We start from the raw sequence: 17,840 nt of genomic DNA, 5'->3' as shown, positions 1-17,840 counted from the left end.
ATAGAAGATATAGGGAGGAACGGTTGTGGAGAAAATAAAAGTATTATTAGTAGATGACAATAAAGAGCTTGTTATCATGTTAGAAAATTACATTAACGCACAAGCAGATATGGAAGTGGTTGGTGTAGCATTTAATGGACAAGATTGCTTACCTTTAGTTAAGGAAAAGAAACCAGATGTACTTGTCTTAGATATTATTATGCCTCATTTAGACGGATTGGCTGTATTAGATCGTCTTCGTGCAGGTTTAGTTGAAAAAATTCCAAATGTAATCATGCTTACAGCTTTTGGACAAGAGGATGTTACGAAGAAAGCTGTTGATTTAGGTGCTTCATATTTCATTTTAAAACCATTTGATATGGAACATTTAATTAGTAATATTCGTCAAGTTGTTGGTAAAGGTAGTTCAATTACGAAACGTAATTCACCATCTTTAGTATCAAATTATGAAAATAAGCCTCGTAATTTAGATGCTAGTATTACAAGTATTATTCATGAAATTGGCGTACCTGCACATATTAAAGGCTATATGTATTTACGTGAAGCGATCTCAATGGTTTACAATGATATTGAGCTATTAGGGTCAATTACGAAGGTTTTATACCCAGATATCGCTAAAAAGTTTAATACAACTGCAAGCCGTGTAGAACGCGCGATTCGTCATGCAATTGAGGTAGCTTGGAGTCGTGGAAATATCGATAGTATTTCTACATTGTTTGGCTACACTATTTCGATGTCAAAAGCAAAACCAACAAATTCAGAATTTATCGCAATGGTTGCTGATAAATTACGTTTAGAGCATAAAGCTAGCTGAAATATTAATGATTAGGGAATATGAAAAAGATTTTGACGGTTAATTCCGATAAATTTTTGACAGTGTTTCCGATGAATGTATTCGTTATAGCGACTAACTTTTCGAGAAATTATCGGTATTTATCGCAATAGCAATTATAAAAAGTAAAACGTTGTCTTTTAAAGGCAACGTTTTTATTTTCATCTTACATTTATTGGGCTCTATAATTTGCGAATAAAAAACCCCGAATGAACATATCGGGGATTAAATACTATTGTTGTTTTGTCTCATGGTGAAGCGGTGGAGGAACTAACCAGCCTTTATTTTTCATTATTTGTAATAATGCTGCACCGTCTTTTGCTTTTTTTGCACCCATTTGGGCAAAAAATAATCCAATATCTTCACGAATTGATTGGCTAACACCTTGACTACATGCTACAACTGTTCCAGCTATATCTGCAGCAACCATATAAGCTACTTGAGCATCTTGAAATCTTGCACCTACTGGAATTTGTTCAAGATCTGCTTCAGGTCGCTCTGCAGGTGTAGGAGGAACTGCGATATCATTATGTAATAATATTTCTTCTAGTTCTTTAATTGATGGTTTGATTGAAGTTTCAATTACTTGTTTTAAAAACTCTTTTAACTCTCCATCACCAGTGTGATTAATATAAACTTGATAGCTATCTAATTTAAATTTTGCTACTGAGATAGATGTCCATAATGCAAATACCTCACCATAATGTAAAGGCTCATCTTGTGGATTTCCACTTAAAATTCCCATAATCATTTTACTTCCTTTCAAAAATAAATTCATAAAAATCTCCTTAATGCAGGGATCAAGGTACAAAGTTTATTATGTAATTTTAAAAGTAAAATATTCATTAAATAAATTTAGGATTATTAACCTTACAGCAATAATTTCAGGTGCTAATTGTATTTAGTGAGAAGGGATTTTGACATCGTTAAATTTTGAAAAAAGAATTTGCTTTTGAAAATTTACTGTGCTATAATATTCTCTGCGCCACTGTTACAATAAAATATATGATGTTATTACTTGAGAATTTGGAAGAAAATTGGGCGTACCCATGACGCGCTAGCTATTTCGACCTGTTCTAAAAAGGTAGTAGTATCTGTTAGTGAAGATTGTTGTGAAACAAGCTGCCTAATGGAACGGCCCTGGAGCCGAATTGCGAAAGAGAGGTAGGGCTTTCGCCAATAGACAACAATTTTACTTTTAAAATACTAACTTAAATATATTAAAGGCTATTCGTATACGTTGTGCGAATAGCCTTTTTCCATGTCAGAAGGCTAGGTTCTGCACTTGCATCAACAAGTGTTCATAGAGCCATTTACAATAATATATAAAACAAAAAAAGGAACTTCCAAGTGAAGTTCCTTTCGTCTTTAGAAGATAAATACGATTGTAAACGCAATTGCTACGATAAAACGGTAAATAGCAAAGCCTGTTAGTTTTACTTTTTCAAGTAGTTTTAAGAATGTTACAATCGCAAGTAATGCAACAATAAACGCTGTAATAAAGCCTGATGCAAATAAAGGTAAATCTGAAGCACTAAAAATATCCATATTTTTAATTAAATCTAAACCACTAGCTGCAATCATCATAGGTACTGCTAAGATAAATGTGAATTCAGCTGAAGTTTTTCGATCTAATCCAAATAATAATCCACCGGCAATTGTTGAACCAGAACGTGAAAAGCCTGGCCAAAGCGCTAGCATTTGGAAGCATCCGATAATAAAAGCTTGTTTATATGAGATATGATCCAAATCAGATGATCTAGGGTGTTTAGATACTCTTTCAGCGACAATTAATAAAATACCACCTGCTACTAAACCGATTACTACAGTTTCAGGTGAAAATAATACGTCTTTAATAAAGTCGTGGAAAATGACACCAACGATACCTGCTGGAATTGCTCCTATAAAAATATGACCTAAATTTAAATTTGTTTGTCTATATCCTTCTGATTTCACACCAAGAACTGACCATAGTCGTTTCCAAAATACAACGACAACTGCTAATATTGAACCAAGCTGAACAACTACTTCAAATACAGTAGCTTTCGTCCCAGTAAAATTTAACAAGTCAGCAACTAATATCATGTGACCAGTTGAAGAAACAGGTAGAAACTCCGTTAACCCTTCAACTAAACCCATGATGAATCCAATTAACCAATCAGGTAACATGTTTTGAACCTCCATTAAATCTTGTCTATTCACAATACTTTACATTTTACTTGAATTTTTAAGTGATTGAAAGTCAGAAAATGTTAAAAAAGGTTAATCTATCATTACATTTTGACTAATTTGTGAATTAAAATAAAAAAACCACTAATTGTGGTTTTGAAAAATTACTTTTCTTCTGCATCAGTTTGAGGTTCCTGTTTGTCTAATTCCATTAACTTTTTCATTAATATGTGTTGTGGCATATGCATAATTTGTTCTAAAGGAACATTTAATTTTTTTGAAAGTAAGATTGCTGTTTCTGCTGAAATTTGCAATGGACGCATATTATCCCTCCTTTGTTTCGTAAAATTAGTATACAATAAGGTAAGAAGGAAAGTACATATTTTATCCAGGGGGTATTTGATGGTCGCGATTATTGGACATAGAGGAGCTGCGGGAACTTTTCCAGAAAATACGATGGTATCTTTTCATGCTTGTGAGAAACTTGGTGCAGATGGAATTGAATTAGATGTCCAGCTGTCAAAAGATGGAGAGATTGTCGTCATTCATGATGAAACAATCAATCGAACCACAAATGGAAAAGGATATGTAAAAGACTATACTTTATCGGAATTAAAACAATTTGATGCTAGTTTTAAATTTAAAGGTCAATTCGACAATTGCACGATTCCCACATTAAGAGAAGTATTCGAATGGGCACAAGGGAATAGCTTTAGTGTGAATGTTGAATTAAAGAATGATAAATTAGAATATCATGGCTTAGAAGAACGAGTCATTAATTTAATTCGTTCATTTGAAATGGAAAATAGAGTTGTGCTATCCTCATTCAATCATAAAAGTATGTTGAAGTTTACTTTAATGGCACCGGATATTGAAACTGCAGTTCTATATAATAAACGAAATAAAGAACCATGGAAAATTGCTGAGGATTATAAAGCGAGAGCGATACATCCAAATTATCGCATCATAACAGATGATTTGATTGAAAAAACTCTTAAAAATAACGTAGCTGTTCGACCGTATACAGTAAATGACGCAAAAATAATGAAACGTTTAATAGATGCGAAGTGTTCAGCAATCATTACTGATTACCCAGAACTGGCATTTCAATTAAGAGGAGAAAAAATCTAAAATAAAAAAGTGCTTACTTTTTTGTAAGCACTTTTATTATGTCTAAAACAATTAAACTTTTCTCTTTAAAAATCTTCCTTGAACTTTTTCATGCTTACGGTCTCTAAATAGAACGAAGCTTCCGACTAAATAGAACCCAGCACCTAAAGATATTAATCCTATTAATAGTTGAAGTGGTAGATAAGGTATTCCGAAAGAATGAATTAAAAACAATGTATCTCGAAGTAATTTAATTCCGATAACTGCTAAAGATATGGGTATAAGTATAACGACAAATGCAAGCATTCTAGTTAAGGATTCTCTCATTTTGTTTGATGCCCCCGTTTAAAAATAAAAATGATCATTAAGTTGTATAATTCTCTCTTTATTCATAATCGTATACTAGAATTGCGTTGTCAAGACTTTAGAAATAGACTCAAATGGAAGTATGTATATATAATGATATGATGGCTTCATAATTAGTTGGAATTAGTGGGTGAACGAATGTGAAACAAAACGTTATGATAATTGGGATGGGAACTGGTGGAACGGCTGTTTTAAAACTACTTTCGCATTCTGATTTATTTAAGATTGTTGCAGTAGTAGATATTATTAAAGAAGCTAAAGGTATCGATTTAGCTAATAGTTTACATATCCCTGTTTTGAAAGAATGGAAAGAACATTTAAAAAATGATATAGATGTCGTATTTGATACAACTGGTGATGAATCAATACATCAAGAAATTTTAAAACATAAAGCAAAACATACTTTAGCGATTCCTGGCTCTGTTGCGAAGATTATTGCAAATCTCGTGCAAGAAAAAGAATCCTTGTTTCATTTAATTAATAATAAGAAAAGACAACAAGAATTAATCCTTGAAAATACTCATGATGGAATGATTGTAGTAGATCGATGGGGGAAGATATTACTTTTTAACCGATCTGCAGAAAATATTCTACAAATAGATAAAGAAAATGCAATTGGAAGAGACGTTATTGAGGTAGTGCCGACTAGTAAATTACCTCGTGTATTACAAACAAAGAAAAAAGAAATTAACCAAGAACATATATTAATTAATGGAAGTAAGATTTTCACAACAAGAATTCCGATTTTTCGTGATGACGGAGAGCTTGAAGGAGCAATCGCAGTATTTAAAGATGATACGGAAGTATTGAACTTAGCAGAGGAAGTTACAAATTTAAAGGAAGTATATAGCATGCTCGAGGCTGTCATCCAAAGTTCTGATGAAGCGATTTCAGTAGTGGATGAGTTAGGTAATGGGATGATCATTAACCCTGCTTATACCAGATTAACTGGATTGACGAGTGAACAAGTAATCGGACAACATGCAACGATTGATATTTCAGAAGGTGAAAGTGTTCATGTTAAAGTGCTAAAAACAAAACAGGCGGTACGTGGTGTAAGGATGAAAGTTGGTAAACAAAATAGAGATGTTTTGGTAAATGTTGCACCAGTAATCGTTGATGGGCAACTTAAAGGAAGCGTTGGTGTTATTCATGATGTTTCTGAAATCTCGCAATTAACAAATGAACTTCATCGTGCTCGTCAAATTATTAGAACTTTAGAAGCAAAATATTCATTTGAAGATATAGCTGGAGAATCTGAAGGGATTCAATTAGCGATTATGCAAGCGAAGTTAGCTGCTAGTACACCTGCAACTGTGCTATTAAGAGGTGAATCTGGAACAGGGAAAGAACTGTTTGCGCACGCGATTCATAATGAAAGTGATCGAAAATATAATAAATTTGTCCGTGTAAATTGTGCAGCTATATCAGAAACCTTATTGGAAAGTGAACTGTTTGGCTATGAGGAAGGCGCTTTTTCAGGGGCAAAGCGTGGTGGCAAAAGAGGTCTTTTTGAAGAAGCGAATAATGGTAGTATTTTCTTAGATGAAATTGGAGAATTATCACCAGCTATGCAAGCCAAACTATTGAGAGTACTACAAGAGAAGGAAATCAGACGTGTTGGTGGTACGAAATCAATTCCTATTAATGTACGTGTCATCGCTGCAACCAACGTACATCTTGAAGAAGCGATTAGAGATGGTAAGTTTCGAGAGGATTTGTATTACCGTTTAAATAAATTACCTATTACGATTCCAGCATTAAGAGAAAGATTGGAAGACATTTTACCAATTAGTGAAAGATTATTGGCGAAAATAAATCAAGATTATGGTCGAAATGTAGATCAGATTTCACCATCTGCTGTTAAAAAATTAAAGTCGTATCATTGGCCGGGAAATGTTAGAGAGTTAGAAAATGTACTAGGACGAGCAATTATTTTCATGAAAATACACGAGAAACAAATGTTACCTGAACATATTACTTCCATTGCTCAGGTGAAACAAGAAAATGGAATTGAACCGAAAGTTCCGTTAATAGATCATGATCACATTGGCTCACTTGATGAGATGGTAATTAATTTTGAAGGTGAATTGATAGAACAGGTTTTAAATAAAAATAATGGAAATAAAACGAAAACCGCTAAAGAGTTAGGAATATCAGTAAGAAATCTGTATTATAAGCTCGATAAATATAAGTATGCAAAAAATAGCACGCAATAATTTGCGTGCTATGAATTATTCTGCATACAATATCTGTTATTTTTTTCAAATATAGTGTATCATGTATTTAGTGGCTTTTCCTAGTACCTGGTGCTAACAAATTATTTGAATATTGATTATGTAAGGCTTTTCATGAGACTTTCCAACTATTTTTTAAATATTTCTCCCTTTATATAAAAGTTGGCACGCTAATTGCTAATATTAAGTGTAGGGGATGAAAGGAAGGGCTTTCAATGAATTTAGCAGATATCATGTTACAAGCTAAAAGTCATTCAAGACAAACTGTAGCTGTTGCGATCGCTGAAGATTTAGAAGTGAAAGAAGCGGTTACATTAGCTTTAGAAAATGACTTAGCAAACTTTTTACTTTTCGGTAATGAACACGCTATTCATGAGATGTATGTAGATCTTTTAATGAATAAGGACTATGCTAATCGACTGAAAATTGTTCATGCTGATTCAATGCAACAAGCTGCAAAACTTGCTGTAGAAGCTGTAAGATTAGAAAATGCTTCTATTGTCATGAAAGGAAATCTTTCGACATCAATACTTCTAAAAGAAGTTTTGAATAAAGAATATGGATTAAGAGATAAAGGTGTTCTATCACATGTTGCGATGTTTGAAGTACCTGGTAGAGAAAAAGCTGTAATTGTGACAGATGCTGCCATGAACATTGCACCTACATTAGAACAAAAAGCAAAAATAATTGAGAATAGTGTTAATATAGCGAGAAAAGTAGGAATAAAAACCCCTAAAGTTGCAGTATTAGCTGCGGTTGAAGTTGTAAATCCTGCAATGCAAGCTACGATTGACGCTGCATCATTAACAGTTATGAACGCAAGAGGGCAAATTAAAAATTGTGTAGTTGACGGACCGTTAGCACTTGATAATGCAATTTCGGTTGAAGCAGCACAACATAAAGGTTTAACAGGTGAAGTAGCAGGTCAAGCTGATATTTTATTAGTACCTACAATCGAAACGGGAAATATTTTATATAAATCGTTAGTCTTTATGGCAAATGCTGAAGTGGCTGCGTTAATCGCAGGAGCAAAGGCACCGATTGTGTTAACATCACGTTCTGACTCTGCGAAGACAAAATTATATTCATTAGCTTTAGCTATATGTAATTCATAAAACTTACTCAAAATTAAGGGAGCTGTTAGTACATGGAAATCTTCAAATACTTAGAAACTTACGATTATGAACAAGTTGTTTTTTGCCAAGATAAAGAATCAGGATTAAAAGCGATTATCGCTATACATGATACAACTTTAGGTCCAGCATTAGGTGGAACAAGAATGTGGACTTATGAATCAGAAGAAGCAGCTATTGAAGACGCTCTACGTTTAGCTAAAGGTATGACATATAAAAATGCTGCTGCTGGTTTAAACCTTGGTGGTGGTAAAACTGTTATTATCGGAGACCCACGTAAAGATAAAAATGAAGAAATGTTTAGAGCATTTGGTCGTTATATTCAAGGATTAAATGGTCGTTATATAACTGCAGAAGATGTTGGTACAACAGTTGCTGACATGGACTTAATTCATGAAGAAACTAATTATGTAACAGGTATTTCACCTTCATTTGGCTCTTCAGGTAATCCTTCACCTGTGACTGCATTTGGTGTTTACCGTGGTATGAAGGCTGCTGCAAAAGAAGCTTTTGGAACTGATAGCCTAGAAGGTAAAGTAATTGCTGTACAGGGTGTAGGAAATGTTGCTTTCAATTTATGTAGATATCTACATGAAGAAGGAGCTCAATTAATCGTAACTGATATCAATAAAGAGTCAGTTCAACGCGCTGTTGAGGAGTTTGGTGCTACAGCTGTAGATCCAGACGATATCTACAATGTTCAATGTGATATTTATGCGCCATGTGCATTAGGAGCAACAATTAATGATAAAACAATTCCACAATTAAAAGCGAAAGTTATTGCAGGTGCTGCTAATAACCAATTAAAAGAAACTCGACATGGTGATCTAATTCATGAATTAGGTATTGTTTATGCTCCAGATTACGTAATTAACGCAGGTGGCGTAATTAACGTAGCGGACGAATTATATGGTTACAACCGCGAACGCGCAATGAAAAAAGTTGAAGGTGTTTACGATAACATTGCAAAAGTTATTGAAATTTCAAAACGTGATGGTATCCCAACATATTTAGCTGCTGACCGTTTAGCTGAAGAGCGTATTGCACGTATGGCAAAATCTCGTAGCCAATTTTTACAAAATGGACACCACATCTTAAGCAGAAGATAAGTTAAAATTTACAATAAATAATGTAGTCCTTTATTTTTAAGCTAGAAAGAAAGAGTGTATTTTGCTCTTTCTTTCTAGCTATAAAGGTAAGGTAATCAAATATATAGTTACGATATTGCTTTAAATATTAGGAGGTAGAGTGTTGGCAATGCATCGCATATTAGTAATTAACCCAGGCAGCACATCGACAAAGGTTGGTGTATTCGATGATGAAAAACCAATTTTTGAACAAACAATCCGTCATGAAGATGAAGAGTTAAATCAATACTCATCAATCATTGATCAATACGAATTTAGAAAACATGTTATTTTGGAAGTTTTGCACAAAGAAGGAATTAACATTTCTAAATTAAGTGCTGTATGTGGTCGAGGTGGATTATTAAGACCAATCGAAGGTGGTACTTACTCTGTAAACGATGTAATGCTTGAAGATTTAAGAAAAGGCTATAGTGGCCAGCATGCTTCTAATTTAGGGGGCATTATCGCAAATGAAATTGCACAAGGCTTAAATATTCCTTCGTTTATCGTAGATCCAGTTGTAGTAGATGAATTACAACCAGTCGCAAGAGTCAGCGGGCTTGCAATGGTGGATCGTAGAAGTATTTTCCATGCTTTAAACCAAAAATCTGTCGCACGAAAAGTAGCAAAACAATTAAATCAACCATATAACGAATTAAATGTGATTGTAGCCCACATGGGCGGCGGTATAACTGTCGGAGCTCATAAAAAAGGTCGAGTAATCGATGTAAATAACGGGTTAGATGGTGAAGGTCCTTTCAGTCCAGAAAGAACAGGAACAGTTCCAGTTGGAGATTTAATAAAAATTTGTTACTCTGGCGATTACTATATTAATGAAGTACAAAAAATGATCGTAGGTCAAGGTGGACTCGTAAGTTATCTTGGTACTGCAGATGCAATTAAAGTTGAAAACATGATTGACCAAGGTGATGAAAAAGCTGCATTAGTATATGAAGCAATGGCTTACCAAGTTGCAAAAGAAATTGGCAGTGCCGCAGCTGTATTAGAAGGTGATATTGATGCAATCATCTTAACAGGTGGAATCGCATATAGTGATTTTATTGTAAATGAAATCACGAAACGTGTTAAATGGATGGCACGAGTTATTGTATTGCCAGGTGAAAACGAGCTTCAAGCACTTTGCGAAGGCGCATTACGTGTTCTACGTGACGAAGAAGAAGCTAAAATTTATCCTGGGGAATTCGCAGTAAAATCTTTCGTATAAAGAGGAGAATATCATGGCAACAGAATATGATTTAGTCGTACTCGGTGGCGGTACTGGTGGTTATGTAGCAGCTATTCGCGCCTCTCAATTAGGTTTAAAAGTAGCAGTTGTAGAAAAAAACAAATTAGGCGGAACTTGCTTACACGCTGGTTGTATCCCAAGTAAAGCATTATTACGTAGCGCAGAAGTATATTCAACTGCTAAAAAGAGTGAAGAGTTTGGAGTAGAAACTTCTGGAGTCACTTTAAACTTTAGTAAAGTTCAACAACGTAAAGATAATATAGTTGACCAACTTCATAAAGGTGTTGAACACTTAATGAAGCAAGGGAAAATTGATGTATATAGTGGTTTAGGCCGTATTTTAGGACCTTCAATCTTTTCACCAATGCCAGGGACAATTTCTGTGGAAATGAATGATGGTAGTGAAAATGAAATGTTGATTCCTAAAAACGTGTTAATTGCAACTGGATCAAGACCAAGATCATTACCGGGTTTAACAATTGATGGCGAATTTGTCATGTCATCTGATGAAGCATTAAAAATGGAATCATTACCAAAGTCAATTATCATAGTTGGTGGCGGCGTAATTGGTATTGAGTGGGCATCTATGTTAGCTGATTTTGGAGTAGACGTAACGGTTATTGAATATAGCCCACGTGTTTTACCGCTAGAAGACGAAGAGATTTCAAAAGAAATGACGAGATTATTAAAGAAAAAAGGCATTAAACTTGTAACTGATGCGAAAGTATTAGCTGAATCATTAGTAATTGATAATGGCGTTACGATTTCTGCATTACACAAGGATAATGAAAAGTCATTTACAGCTGAAAAAATGTTAGTTTCAGTTGGTCGTCAAGCAAATGTTGAAGGTATTGGAATTGAGAATACTGACATCGTAATCGAAAACGGTTTTATTCAAACAAATGATTTCTATCAAACAAAGGAATCTCATATTTACGCTATTGGAGATGTAATCGGTGGATTACAACTTGCACATGTTGCTTCTAGAGAAGGAACGATTGCAGTTGAGCACATTTTTGGCAAAACTCCACACAAATTAGATCCTACAATGGTAAGTAAGTGTGTGTATAGTAATCCAGAAGTAGCTTCAGTTGGATTAACTGAACGTGAAGCAAAGGAACAAGGATTTGCAGTTAAAACTGGTAAGTTCTCTTTCCGTGCAATCGGTAAAGCGCTTGTTTACGGTGAGCATGATGGATTTGTTAAATTAGTTGTTGATGAAAATACAAATGATCTATTGGGCGTTCATATGATTGGACCTCATGTGACAGATATGATTTCTGAAGCAGGTTTAGCAAGAGTATTAGATGCAACACCTTGGGAAATTTCACATACTATTCACCCTCATCCTTCTTTATCAGAAGCAATTGGTGAAGCTGCACTTGCAGTAGAAGGCTTAGCAATACACTCATAATTTAACTTTCAAATGTGAAATGTAGAAAAAACTTCTGCATTTCACATTTTTAAACGATGAATAGGATACAATGAATACATTTTTACAATCGCTTCCATTCGTGGAGCTAACAAAGCTAGGGGGATGTTTATGGAAAAGGTTACAGCTTCAAATCGTCATGATCAACTAGGTTTATCAAATGATGATGTGCTAAACATGTATGAAACAATGCTATTAGCGCGTCGTATTGATGAGCGTATGTGGTTATTAAATCGTGCTGGTAAAATTCCGTTTGTTATTTCTTGTCAAGGCCAAGAGGCGGCTCAAGTTGGAGCAGCTTATGCTTTAGATAATACAAAGGACTATGTTCTTCCATATTACCGTGATATGGGTGTTGTTTTACAATTTGGTATGACTGCAAAAGAATTAATGTTATCAGGATTCGCAAAAGCAGAAGATCCAAACTCAGGTGGTCGTCAAATGCCTGGACATTTTGGACAAAAGAAAAATCGTATTGTGACAGGTTCATCACCAGTTACTACTCAAGTACCACATGCTGTTGGTGTTTCATTAGCTGCAAAAATGGAAGGTAAAGATATCGTATCTTGGGTTTCATTTGGTGAAGGTTCATCTAACCAAGGTGATTTCCATGAAGGAGCTAACTTTGCTGGTGTACATAAGTTACCAGTCATTTTCATGTGTGAAAATAATAAATATGCAATTTCAGTACCTATCGAGAAACAATTAGCTTGTGAAAATGTTTCTGATCGTGCAATTGGTTACGGCATGCCTGGATTTACTGTAGATGGAAACGATCCTTTAGAAGTATACCGCGTTACGAAAGAAGCAGCAGACCGTGCTCGTCGTGGTGAAGGACCAACATTAATTGAAGCAGTTTCTTATCGTTTAACTGCTCACTCAAGTGATGATGATGATCGTATTTACCGTTCACGTGAAGAAGTAGAAGAGGCAAAAAGTAAAGATTGTTTATATACATTTGCTATTTATCTTCGTGAAGTTGGCGTACTGACAGAAGACATCGAAAATGAGATGGATTCAAAAATTAGAGCTATTGTTGATGAAGCGACAGACTATGCAGAAAACGCTCCATATGCTGCGGCAGAGCACGCATTGAAGTATGTTTACGAAGAACAATAATAGGGGGTAGGACAATATGGCAGTAATTTCTTATATAGATGCAGTAACATTAGCGTTAAAAGAGGAAATGGAACGCGATCCTAAAGTGTTCGTATTAGGGGAAGACGTTGGTTTAAAAGGTGGAGTTTTCAAAGCAACTCACGGACTTTATGATCAATTTGGTGAAGCGCGCGTGTTAGATACACCACTTGCTGAATCTGCAATCGCGGGTGTTGGTATTGGGGCTGCAATGTACGGCTTACGTCCAGTTGCAGAAATGCAATTTGCTGACTTCATTATGCCTGCAGTCAACCAAATTATTTCAGAAGCATCAAGAATTCGTTATCGTTCAAATAATGATTGGACTTGTCCAATCACAATCCGTGCACCATATGGTGGTGGAGTTCACGGTGCATTATATCATTCCCAATCAGTTGAAAAAGTATTTGCAGGTCAGCCAGGATTAAAAATCGTTATGCCTTCAACTCCTTATGATGTAAAAGGATTATTGAAAGCTGCAATTCGCGATAATGATCCAGTTATCTTCTTTGAACATAAACGTGCATATCGATTAATTAAAGGTGAAGTTCCTGAAACTGATTACGTTTTACCAATCGGTAAAGCTGATGTTAAACGTGAAGGTGATGATATCACAATCATTACTTACGGTTTATGTGTACATTTTGCACTTCAAGCAGCTGAAAAACTTGCACAAGATGGCATTTCAGTTCACGTTTTAGATTTAAGAACAATTTACCCATTAGATAAAGAATCAATTATCGAAGCTGCATCTAAAACAGGTAAAGTTTTATTAGTGACTGAAGATAATAAAGAAGGAAGCATAATGAGTGAAGTTGCAGCGATCATTGCTGAGCATTGCTTATTTGACTTAGACGCGCCAATCGCTCGCCTTGCTGGTCCAGATGTACCGGCAATGCCATATTCACCTACAATGGAAAAATTCTTTATGGTAAATCCAGATAAAGTTGAAAAAGCAGCAAGAGAGCTTGCAGCATTTTAACCACACTGCTTTGAAAAGGGGGACATGACCTATGATTGAAAATATTAAAATGCCTCAATTAGGTGAAAGTGTTACAGAAGGTACGATTAGTACTTGGTTAGTAAAAGTAGGAGATCGTGTGAATAAATACGATCCATTAGCTGAAGTAATGACTGATAAAGTAAATGCGGAAGTACCTTCTTCATTTACTGGCGTAATCAAGGAGTTAATCGCTGGTGAAGGTGAAACGCTAGCTGTTGGTGAAATCATTTGTACAATCGAAGTTGAGGGGGCAACAAGTGAAGTTGCTGCTACAACAGTAGAAGAAGTAAAAACAGCTGAAGCACCAGCTCCAGCACCAGTAGCTGCACCAGTAGCACAAACTCCTGAAAAAGCACCGGTTAGAGAAATTGCTAAAACTGATGAGTTTGGAAAAGTTCGATTCTCTCCAGCAGTTCTTCGTTTAGCGCAAGAAAACGATTTAGATTTATCTTTAATACCTGGTACAGGTAATAATGGGCGTGTAACACGTAAAGACGTTTTAAATGCAATTGCAAACGGAGTTCCAACTGCACCAGCTGTTTCAGTTGAAGTTGTTTCACAGCCAGCACAACAAGCGACTGCTCCTTCTGTTGAAGTTGCAAAAACACCAGCTGCTCCTTCAGTTCCAGTTACTTCTGCAGTAGGAGATATCGAAATTCCTGTTACAGGTGTACGTAAAGCAATTGCTGCTAATATGCTTCGTAGTAAGCATGAGGCACCACATGCTTGGATGATGATTGAAGTTGATGTAACAAACTTAGTGAATTACCGTAATAGCTTGAAGGCTTCATTTAAACAAAAAGAAGGCTTCCCATTAACTTTCTTTGCATTCTTCGTAAAAGCAGTTGCGCAAGCATTAAAAGAATATCCACAAATTAACTCAATGTGGGCTGGAGACAAAATCATTCAAAAGAAAGATATTAACTTATCGATTGCAGTAGCTACAGATGATGCATTATTTGTTCCAGTTATTAAAAATGCTGATGAGAAGACAATTAAAGGCATTGCTCGTGAAATTACTGAGCTTGCACAAAAAGTACGTACAGGTAAGTTAAAATCTGAAGAAATGCAAGGTGGTACGTTTACTGTAAATAATACTGGTTCATTTGGAAGTGTACAAAGTGCTGGTATTATTAACTATCCACAAGCAGCGATTCTTCAAATTGAAAGCATCGTAAAACGTCCTGCCGTTGTAAATGGCATGATTGGTGTTCGTGATATGGTTAATTTATGCTTATCACTTGACCACAGAGTGCTTGATGGATTTATCTGTGGTAAATTCTTAGGAAGAGTAAAAGAAATCCTAGAAAATACGACAAAAGAAAATACAAGCGTATATTAATAAATGAAAAACCTTACTTCATTATTGAAGTAAGGTTTTTTTATATGGCAATAATCATTCATTCTTTGATTCTAAATGATAGAATAATTTGTATAATTATATTATTCTGAATAAAAGGTTTTAAGAGGAGTGATACAATGCTTGCTGAGCAAAATGGCTTTTACATATCGACTAATAAAGAATTTTTAGACAAAGATATTATTCATCAATTTCTAGACCGTGATTCATATTGGGCAAATGATATTCCATATGAATTTGTTGAAAAATTTATAGATGGATCTTTTTGCTTTGGTATTTATGCTGATGAGCCAAGTAGTACCAATTCCCGTCAAGTCGGGTTTGCTCGGGTAATATCTGATGGCGTAACATTTGCCTATCTAGCGGATGTATTTGTACTACCAGCATATAGAAACTTAGGTCTATCAAAGTGGTTAATGGAAGAAATTATGAAATATGAGAAGCTAACTACAGTGAGAGTGTTTATGTTAGGGACAAAGGATGCGCATACTTTATACAATAAATATGGATTTGAAGTGATCGATAATAGTTCAAATCGATTTATGGGTATCTTTAAAGACAATATGTATAGACATATGAAATTAAGTGAAAAAAATAAATCATAAATGACTTAAACTTGTTTGGCAAAGTGCGATAAATAGAATACCATACATAGTGGCAACTAATTAACATTTAATTGGTTGCTATTTTTTATTGGCTTATCGATTTTTCGGTTTCTTTTTCGTTCATTTCAATCGTGAGTAAGTAAAGCAAAGAGTTGCTGGAAAGTCATGATAAGTAGTCAATATTTAAAAATGACTAATTAGTCTAAAAAACTTGATAAAACTTAACATTTGTAAGATAATTTTAAAATATGTGACATCTTAGGAATAGGGGGGAATAAGATGTTTAAAAATTTATCAGCGGTACATCCAGTTGCTTGGAATATCGTGATAGGAACATTATTTGTACGTTTTGCTAGTACAGTGAGTATGCCGTTCTTGGCGATATACTTAACTTCTGAAAAGCATATTTCGCCAGCGATGGTTGGGATTATGTTAACGGTATCTGCATTTTTAGGCGTGTTTTTTAGTTTCATAGGGGGATCACTTTCAGATAGAATTGGAAGAAAGAAGATTCTACTTACTAGTATTTTTCTTTGGTCTCTGACCTTGATAGGATTTGGATTAGGGGATAGTTTTGGTTGGTTTTTTATCCTTAATTCGATTCTAAATATATGCTCATCTTTTTTTGAACCATCTTCAAGAGCTTTACTTTCTGATTTAACAGATGAAAAATCAAAGCTTCTAGTATTTAATTTGAGATATGCTGCGATCAATGTTGGTGTAGCAGTAGGGCCATTAGTAGGGTTGTATCTTGGAAGCTCACATAGCACTTTACCATTTGTTTTATCAGGTATTGTTTATTTTTTCTATGGAATTACATTATTCTATATGCTATCGAAATACAAGATTGATGAAAATCAATCTACTTCAAGTGGACACAAGGTCTCTATGAAAGAATCATTATCGATTTTACGTAAAGATGTTGTTTTTGCATTGACTATACTGACTATTTGTATTTACGGACTTGGCTATTCACAAAGTTTCTCTACAATGTCTCAATACTTTGCAAATGCGCCACAATTCCATGAAGGAATAAAGCTATATGCTTACTTAACAACAATAAATGCTGTAACAGTCGTTTTACTACAGTTTCCAATTGTCAGTCGAATGAAAAATTTCCCACCAACTGTATCAATGATGATTGGGAATATTATTGTCAGTCTATCAGTCGCTGGATTTGGCATATTTACGAATTTTTACTTTTTAGCAATTGTTATGATTATTTTTACAATCGGAGAAATATTTGCATTTACCTTTACTGATGTATTTGTAGATCAACTTGCTCCAGAAGAATTAAAAGGAACTTACTTTGGTGCAATGGGCTTTTCGAAGTTTGGTTTCGTATTTGGTCCAGCACTAGGAGGAAGTTTATTATCCTATTTTGGGTATGGAAAAGGTGGATATGCATTTATTTTAATTAGTATAATTGCATTTTTTAGCTTCCCAATGATGTTATTTGTGAACCGGCTTTTTCAAAAAAGAAAAAAAGTCGAAATGCAAAGTAGTTCTAAATTAACAGTTAATTCTTAAATCGCTTTAGATAGAGTTTGTTTAAATGAATAGAGAAACTGATTTGAAAACGTAATAACGTTTCTTCTTCGTGCCGTAAAAGCGTAATGATGGGTTACCTAGACGGTAATGAACAAGGAAGAAGGCGAGTGTTTGTGACCAGGCTGTAACCGCTATTAATAGCGGTTTTTTTTTTCATTTTTATCCTTTCTAGTCTGCTTTGGTGAGTACCTTCATACATATGGTAATAAACACTGTACTGGAGGGACTAAAGTGGACAAACTCCTATTAAATTCAAATTTATTCCAAGCTACTGCTTCTGACTGGATCAAGTCAATTCCAATGGACTTAGAATGTTATGTTAAGGAACTATATACACAAATCACGATTAAGCCACTATATTATGAGAATCAAAATAATATATTATCTTTCATAAATGACACGAAAAGTGTTCAATTAATAGAAGAAAAAAGTGAAAGGCTATTTTTTGTTTCTACAAAGGAATTTCATCAAAAAGGTGCAAGCTTGATACAAGAAATTGGTTATACATTAGCAATATTATCTGATATTTTAC

General features: G+C 34.7%; 17 protein-coding genes. 13 read left to right on the top strand and 4 right to left on the bottom strand.

From position 1 onward, the window contains the following. Positions 1 to 25: 25 nt before the first annotated feature. Positions 26 to 814: a sporulation transcription factor Spo0A gene (spo0A, locus tag V7056_RS12270; protein WP_087998992.1), complete on the top strand. Its 789-nt coding sequence runs from the start codon at positions 26 to 28 to the stop codon at positions 812 to 814. 250 nt (positions 815 to 1,064) lie between these two features. Here spo0A and V7056_RS12265 read toward each other — a convergent pair whose 3' ends face one another. The 3 genes from V7056_RS12265 to V7056_RS12255 form a co-directional block, all read right to left on the bottom strand. Further along, entirely contained in the window at positions 1,065 to 1,577 is a 513-nt protein-coding gene (locus V7056_RS12265) for a DUF3231 family protein (RefSeq protein WP_499702316.1), read from the bottom strand. A 623-nt stretch (positions 1,578 to 2,200) separates the two neighbouring features. Further along, positions 2,201 to 3,001, bottom strand: a complete 801-nt coding sequence (gene bacA, locus V7056_RS12260; RefSeq protein ID WP_499702312.1) for an undecaprenyl-diphosphate phosphatase — start codon at positions 2,999 to 3,001, stop codon at positions 2,201 to 2,203. Positions 3,002 to 3,165: 164 nt separating this feature from the next. Next, on the bottom strand, positions 3,166 to 3,324 hold the full coding sequence (locus tag V7056_RS12255; RefSeq protein WP_499702310.1) for a YycC family protein: 159 nt from the start codon (positions 3,322 to 3,324) through the stop codon (positions 3,166 to 3,168). 79 nt (positions 3,325 to 3,403) lie between these two features. On the opposite strand from V7056_RS12255, the gene V7056_RS12250 reads away from it, so the two are divergent. Beyond that, entirely contained in the window at positions 3,404 to 4,132 is a 729-nt protein-coding gene (locus tag V7056_RS12250; RefSeq protein WP_499702308.1) for a glycerophosphodiester phosphodiesterase, read from the top strand. A gap of 51 nt (positions 4,133 to 4,183) precedes the next feature. Here V7056_RS12250 and V7056_RS12245 read toward each other — a convergent pair whose 3' ends face one another. After that, the gene (locus tag V7056_RS12245) at positions 4,184 to 4,438 is read right to left on the bottom strand and encodes a DUF2627 family protein (protein ID WP_192602525.1); all 255 of its coding nucleotides are present in this window, start codon (positions 4,436 to 4,438) and stop codon (positions 4,184 to 4,186) included. A 179-nt stretch (positions 4,439 to 4,617) separates the two neighbouring features. On the opposite strand from V7056_RS12245, the gene V7056_RS12240 reads away from it, so the two are divergent. The 11 genes from V7056_RS12240 to V7056_RS12190 all read left to right on the top strand — a co-directional run. Next, a complete protein-coding gene (locus tag V7056_RS12240; RefSeq protein WP_499702306.1) occupies positions 4,618 to 6,696 on the top strand; it encodes a sigma-54 interaction domain-containing protein in 2,079 nt (692 codons plus the stop codon). Between the two features lie 233 nt (positions 6,697 to 6,929). Beyond that, complete coding sequence (gene yqiS, locus V7056_RS12235) at positions 6,930 to 7,829, top strand: phosphate butyryltransferase (protein WP_499702304.1); 900 nt, start codon at positions 6,930 to 6,932, stop codon at positions 7,827 to 7,829. Between the two features lie 32 nt (positions 7,830 to 7,861). Then, the gene (bcd, locus tag V7056_RS12230; RefSeq protein ID WP_499702302.1) at positions 7,862 to 8,956 is read left to right on the top strand and encodes a branched-chain amino acid dehydrogenase; all 1,095 of its coding nucleotides are present in this window, start codon (positions 7,862 to 7,864) and stop codon (positions 8,954 to 8,956) included. A gap of 142 nt (positions 8,957 to 9,098) precedes the next feature. Continuing rightward, a complete protein-coding gene (gene buk, locus V7056_RS12225) occupies positions 9,099 to 10,199 on the top strand; it encodes a butyrate kinase (RefSeq protein WP_499702300.1) in 1,101 nt (366 codons plus the stop codon). A gap of 13 nt (positions 10,200 to 10,212) precedes the next feature. Beyond that, positions 10,213 to 11,634, top strand: a complete 1,422-nt coding sequence (lpdA, locus tag V7056_RS12220; protein WP_499702298.1) for a dihydrolipoyl dehydrogenase — start codon at positions 10,213 to 10,215, stop codon at positions 11,632 to 11,634. 129 nt (positions 11,635 to 11,763) lie between these two features. Continuing rightward, positions 11,764 to 12,771 carry a thiamine pyrophosphate-dependent dehydrogenase E1 component subunit alpha gene (locus tag V7056_RS12215; RefSeq protein ID WP_499702296.1) on the top strand — a complete coding sequence of 336 codons (1,008 nt, stop codon included), beginning with the start codon at positions 11,764 to 11,766 and terminating at the stop codon, positions 12,769 to 12,771. A 16-nt stretch (positions 12,772 to 12,787) separates the two neighbouring features. After that, positions 12,788 to 13,771: an alpha-ketoacid dehydrogenase subunit beta gene (locus tag V7056_RS12210; RefSeq protein WP_499702294.1), complete on the top strand. Its 984-nt coding sequence runs from the start codon at positions 12,788 to 12,790 to the stop codon at positions 13,769 to 13,771. A 31-nt stretch (positions 13,772 to 13,802) separates the two neighbouring features. Further along, entirely contained in the window at positions 13,803 to 15,134 is a 1,332-nt protein-coding gene (locus V7056_RS12205; protein WP_499702291.1) for a dihydrolipoamide acetyltransferase family protein, read from the top strand. 137 nt (positions 15,135 to 15,271) lie between these two features. Beyond that, a complete protein-coding gene (locus V7056_RS12200) occupies positions 15,272 to 15,757 on the top strand; it encodes a GNAT family N-acetyltransferase (protein WP_499702289.1) in 486 nt (161 codons plus the stop codon). Between the two features lie 279 nt (positions 15,758 to 16,036). Beyond that, positions 16,037 to 17,287, top strand: a complete 1,251-nt coding sequence (locus tag V7056_RS12195; RefSeq protein ID WP_499702288.1) for an MDR family MFS transporter — start codon at positions 16,037 to 16,039, stop codon at positions 17,285 to 17,287. Between the two features lie 252 nt (positions 17,288 to 17,539). Continuing rightward, positions 17,540 to 17,840 (top strand): hypothetical protein (locus tag V7056_RS12190; RefSeq protein ID WP_499702286.1); only part of this gene is annotated, 301 nt, incomplete at its 3' end.

This window comes from Bacillus sp. JJ664 (assembly GCF_036962205.1).
GTDB lineage: Bacteria > Bacillota > Bacilli > Bacillales > Bacillaceae_G > Gottfriedia.
The sequence above is the reverse complement of the archived record's forward strand: the minus strand, read 5'-3'. Positions and strand labels throughout refer to the sequence as shown.

Excerpts from the sequence above, each read along its gene's own strand:
- yqiS (WP_499702304.1), top strand. The coding sequence starts at position 6,930 with ATGAATTTAGCAGATATCATGTTACAAGCTAAAAGTCATTCAAGACAA.
- V7056_RS12195 (WP_499702288.1), top strand. The coding sequence starts at position 16,037 with ATGTTTAAAAATTTATCAGCGGTACATCCAGTTGCTTGGAATATCGTG.
- V7056_RS12265 (WP_499702316.1), bottom strand. The coding sequence starts at position 1,577 with ATGGGAATTTTAAGTGGAAATCCACAAGATGAGCCTTTACATTATGGT.
- bcd (WP_499702302.1), top strand. The coding sequence starts at position 7,862 with ATGGAAATCTTCAAATACTTAGAAACTTACGATTATGAACAAGTTGTT.
- V7056_RS12255 (WP_499702310.1), bottom strand. The coding sequence starts at position 3,324 with ATGCGTCCATTGCAAATTTCAGCAGAAACAGCAATCTTACTTTCAAAA.
- V7056_RS12200 (WP_499702289.1), top strand. The coding sequence starts at position 15,272 with ATGCTTGCTGAGCAAAATGGCTTTTACATATCGACTAATAAAGAATTT.
- V7056_RS12250 (WP_499702308.1), top strand. The coding sequence starts at position 3,404 with ATGGTCGCGATTATTGGACATAGAGGAGCTGCGGGAACTTTTCCAGAA.
- bacA (WP_499702312.1), bottom strand. The coding sequence starts at position 3,001 with ATGTTACCTGATTGGTTAATTGGATTCATCATGGGTTTAGTTGAAGGG.
- lpdA (WP_499702298.1), top strand. The coding sequence starts at position 10,213 with ATGGCAACAGAATATGATTTAGTCGTACTCGGTGGCGGTACTGGTGGT.
- V7056_RS12205 (WP_499702291.1), top strand. The coding sequence starts at position 13,803 with ATGATTGAAAATATTAAAATGCCTCAATTAGGTGAAAGTGTTACAGAA.
- V7056_RS12215 (WP_499702296.1), top strand. The coding sequence starts at position 11,764 with ATGGAAAAGGTTACAGCTTCAAATCGTCATGATCAACTAGGTTTATCA.
- V7056_RS12245 (WP_192602525.1), bottom strand. The coding sequence starts at position 4,438 with ATGAGAGAATCCTTAACTAGAATGCTTGCATTTGTCGTTATACTTATA.
- V7056_RS12210 (WP_499702294.1), top strand. The coding sequence starts at position 12,788 with ATGGCAGTAATTTCTTATATAGATGCAGTAACATTAGCGTTAAAAGAG.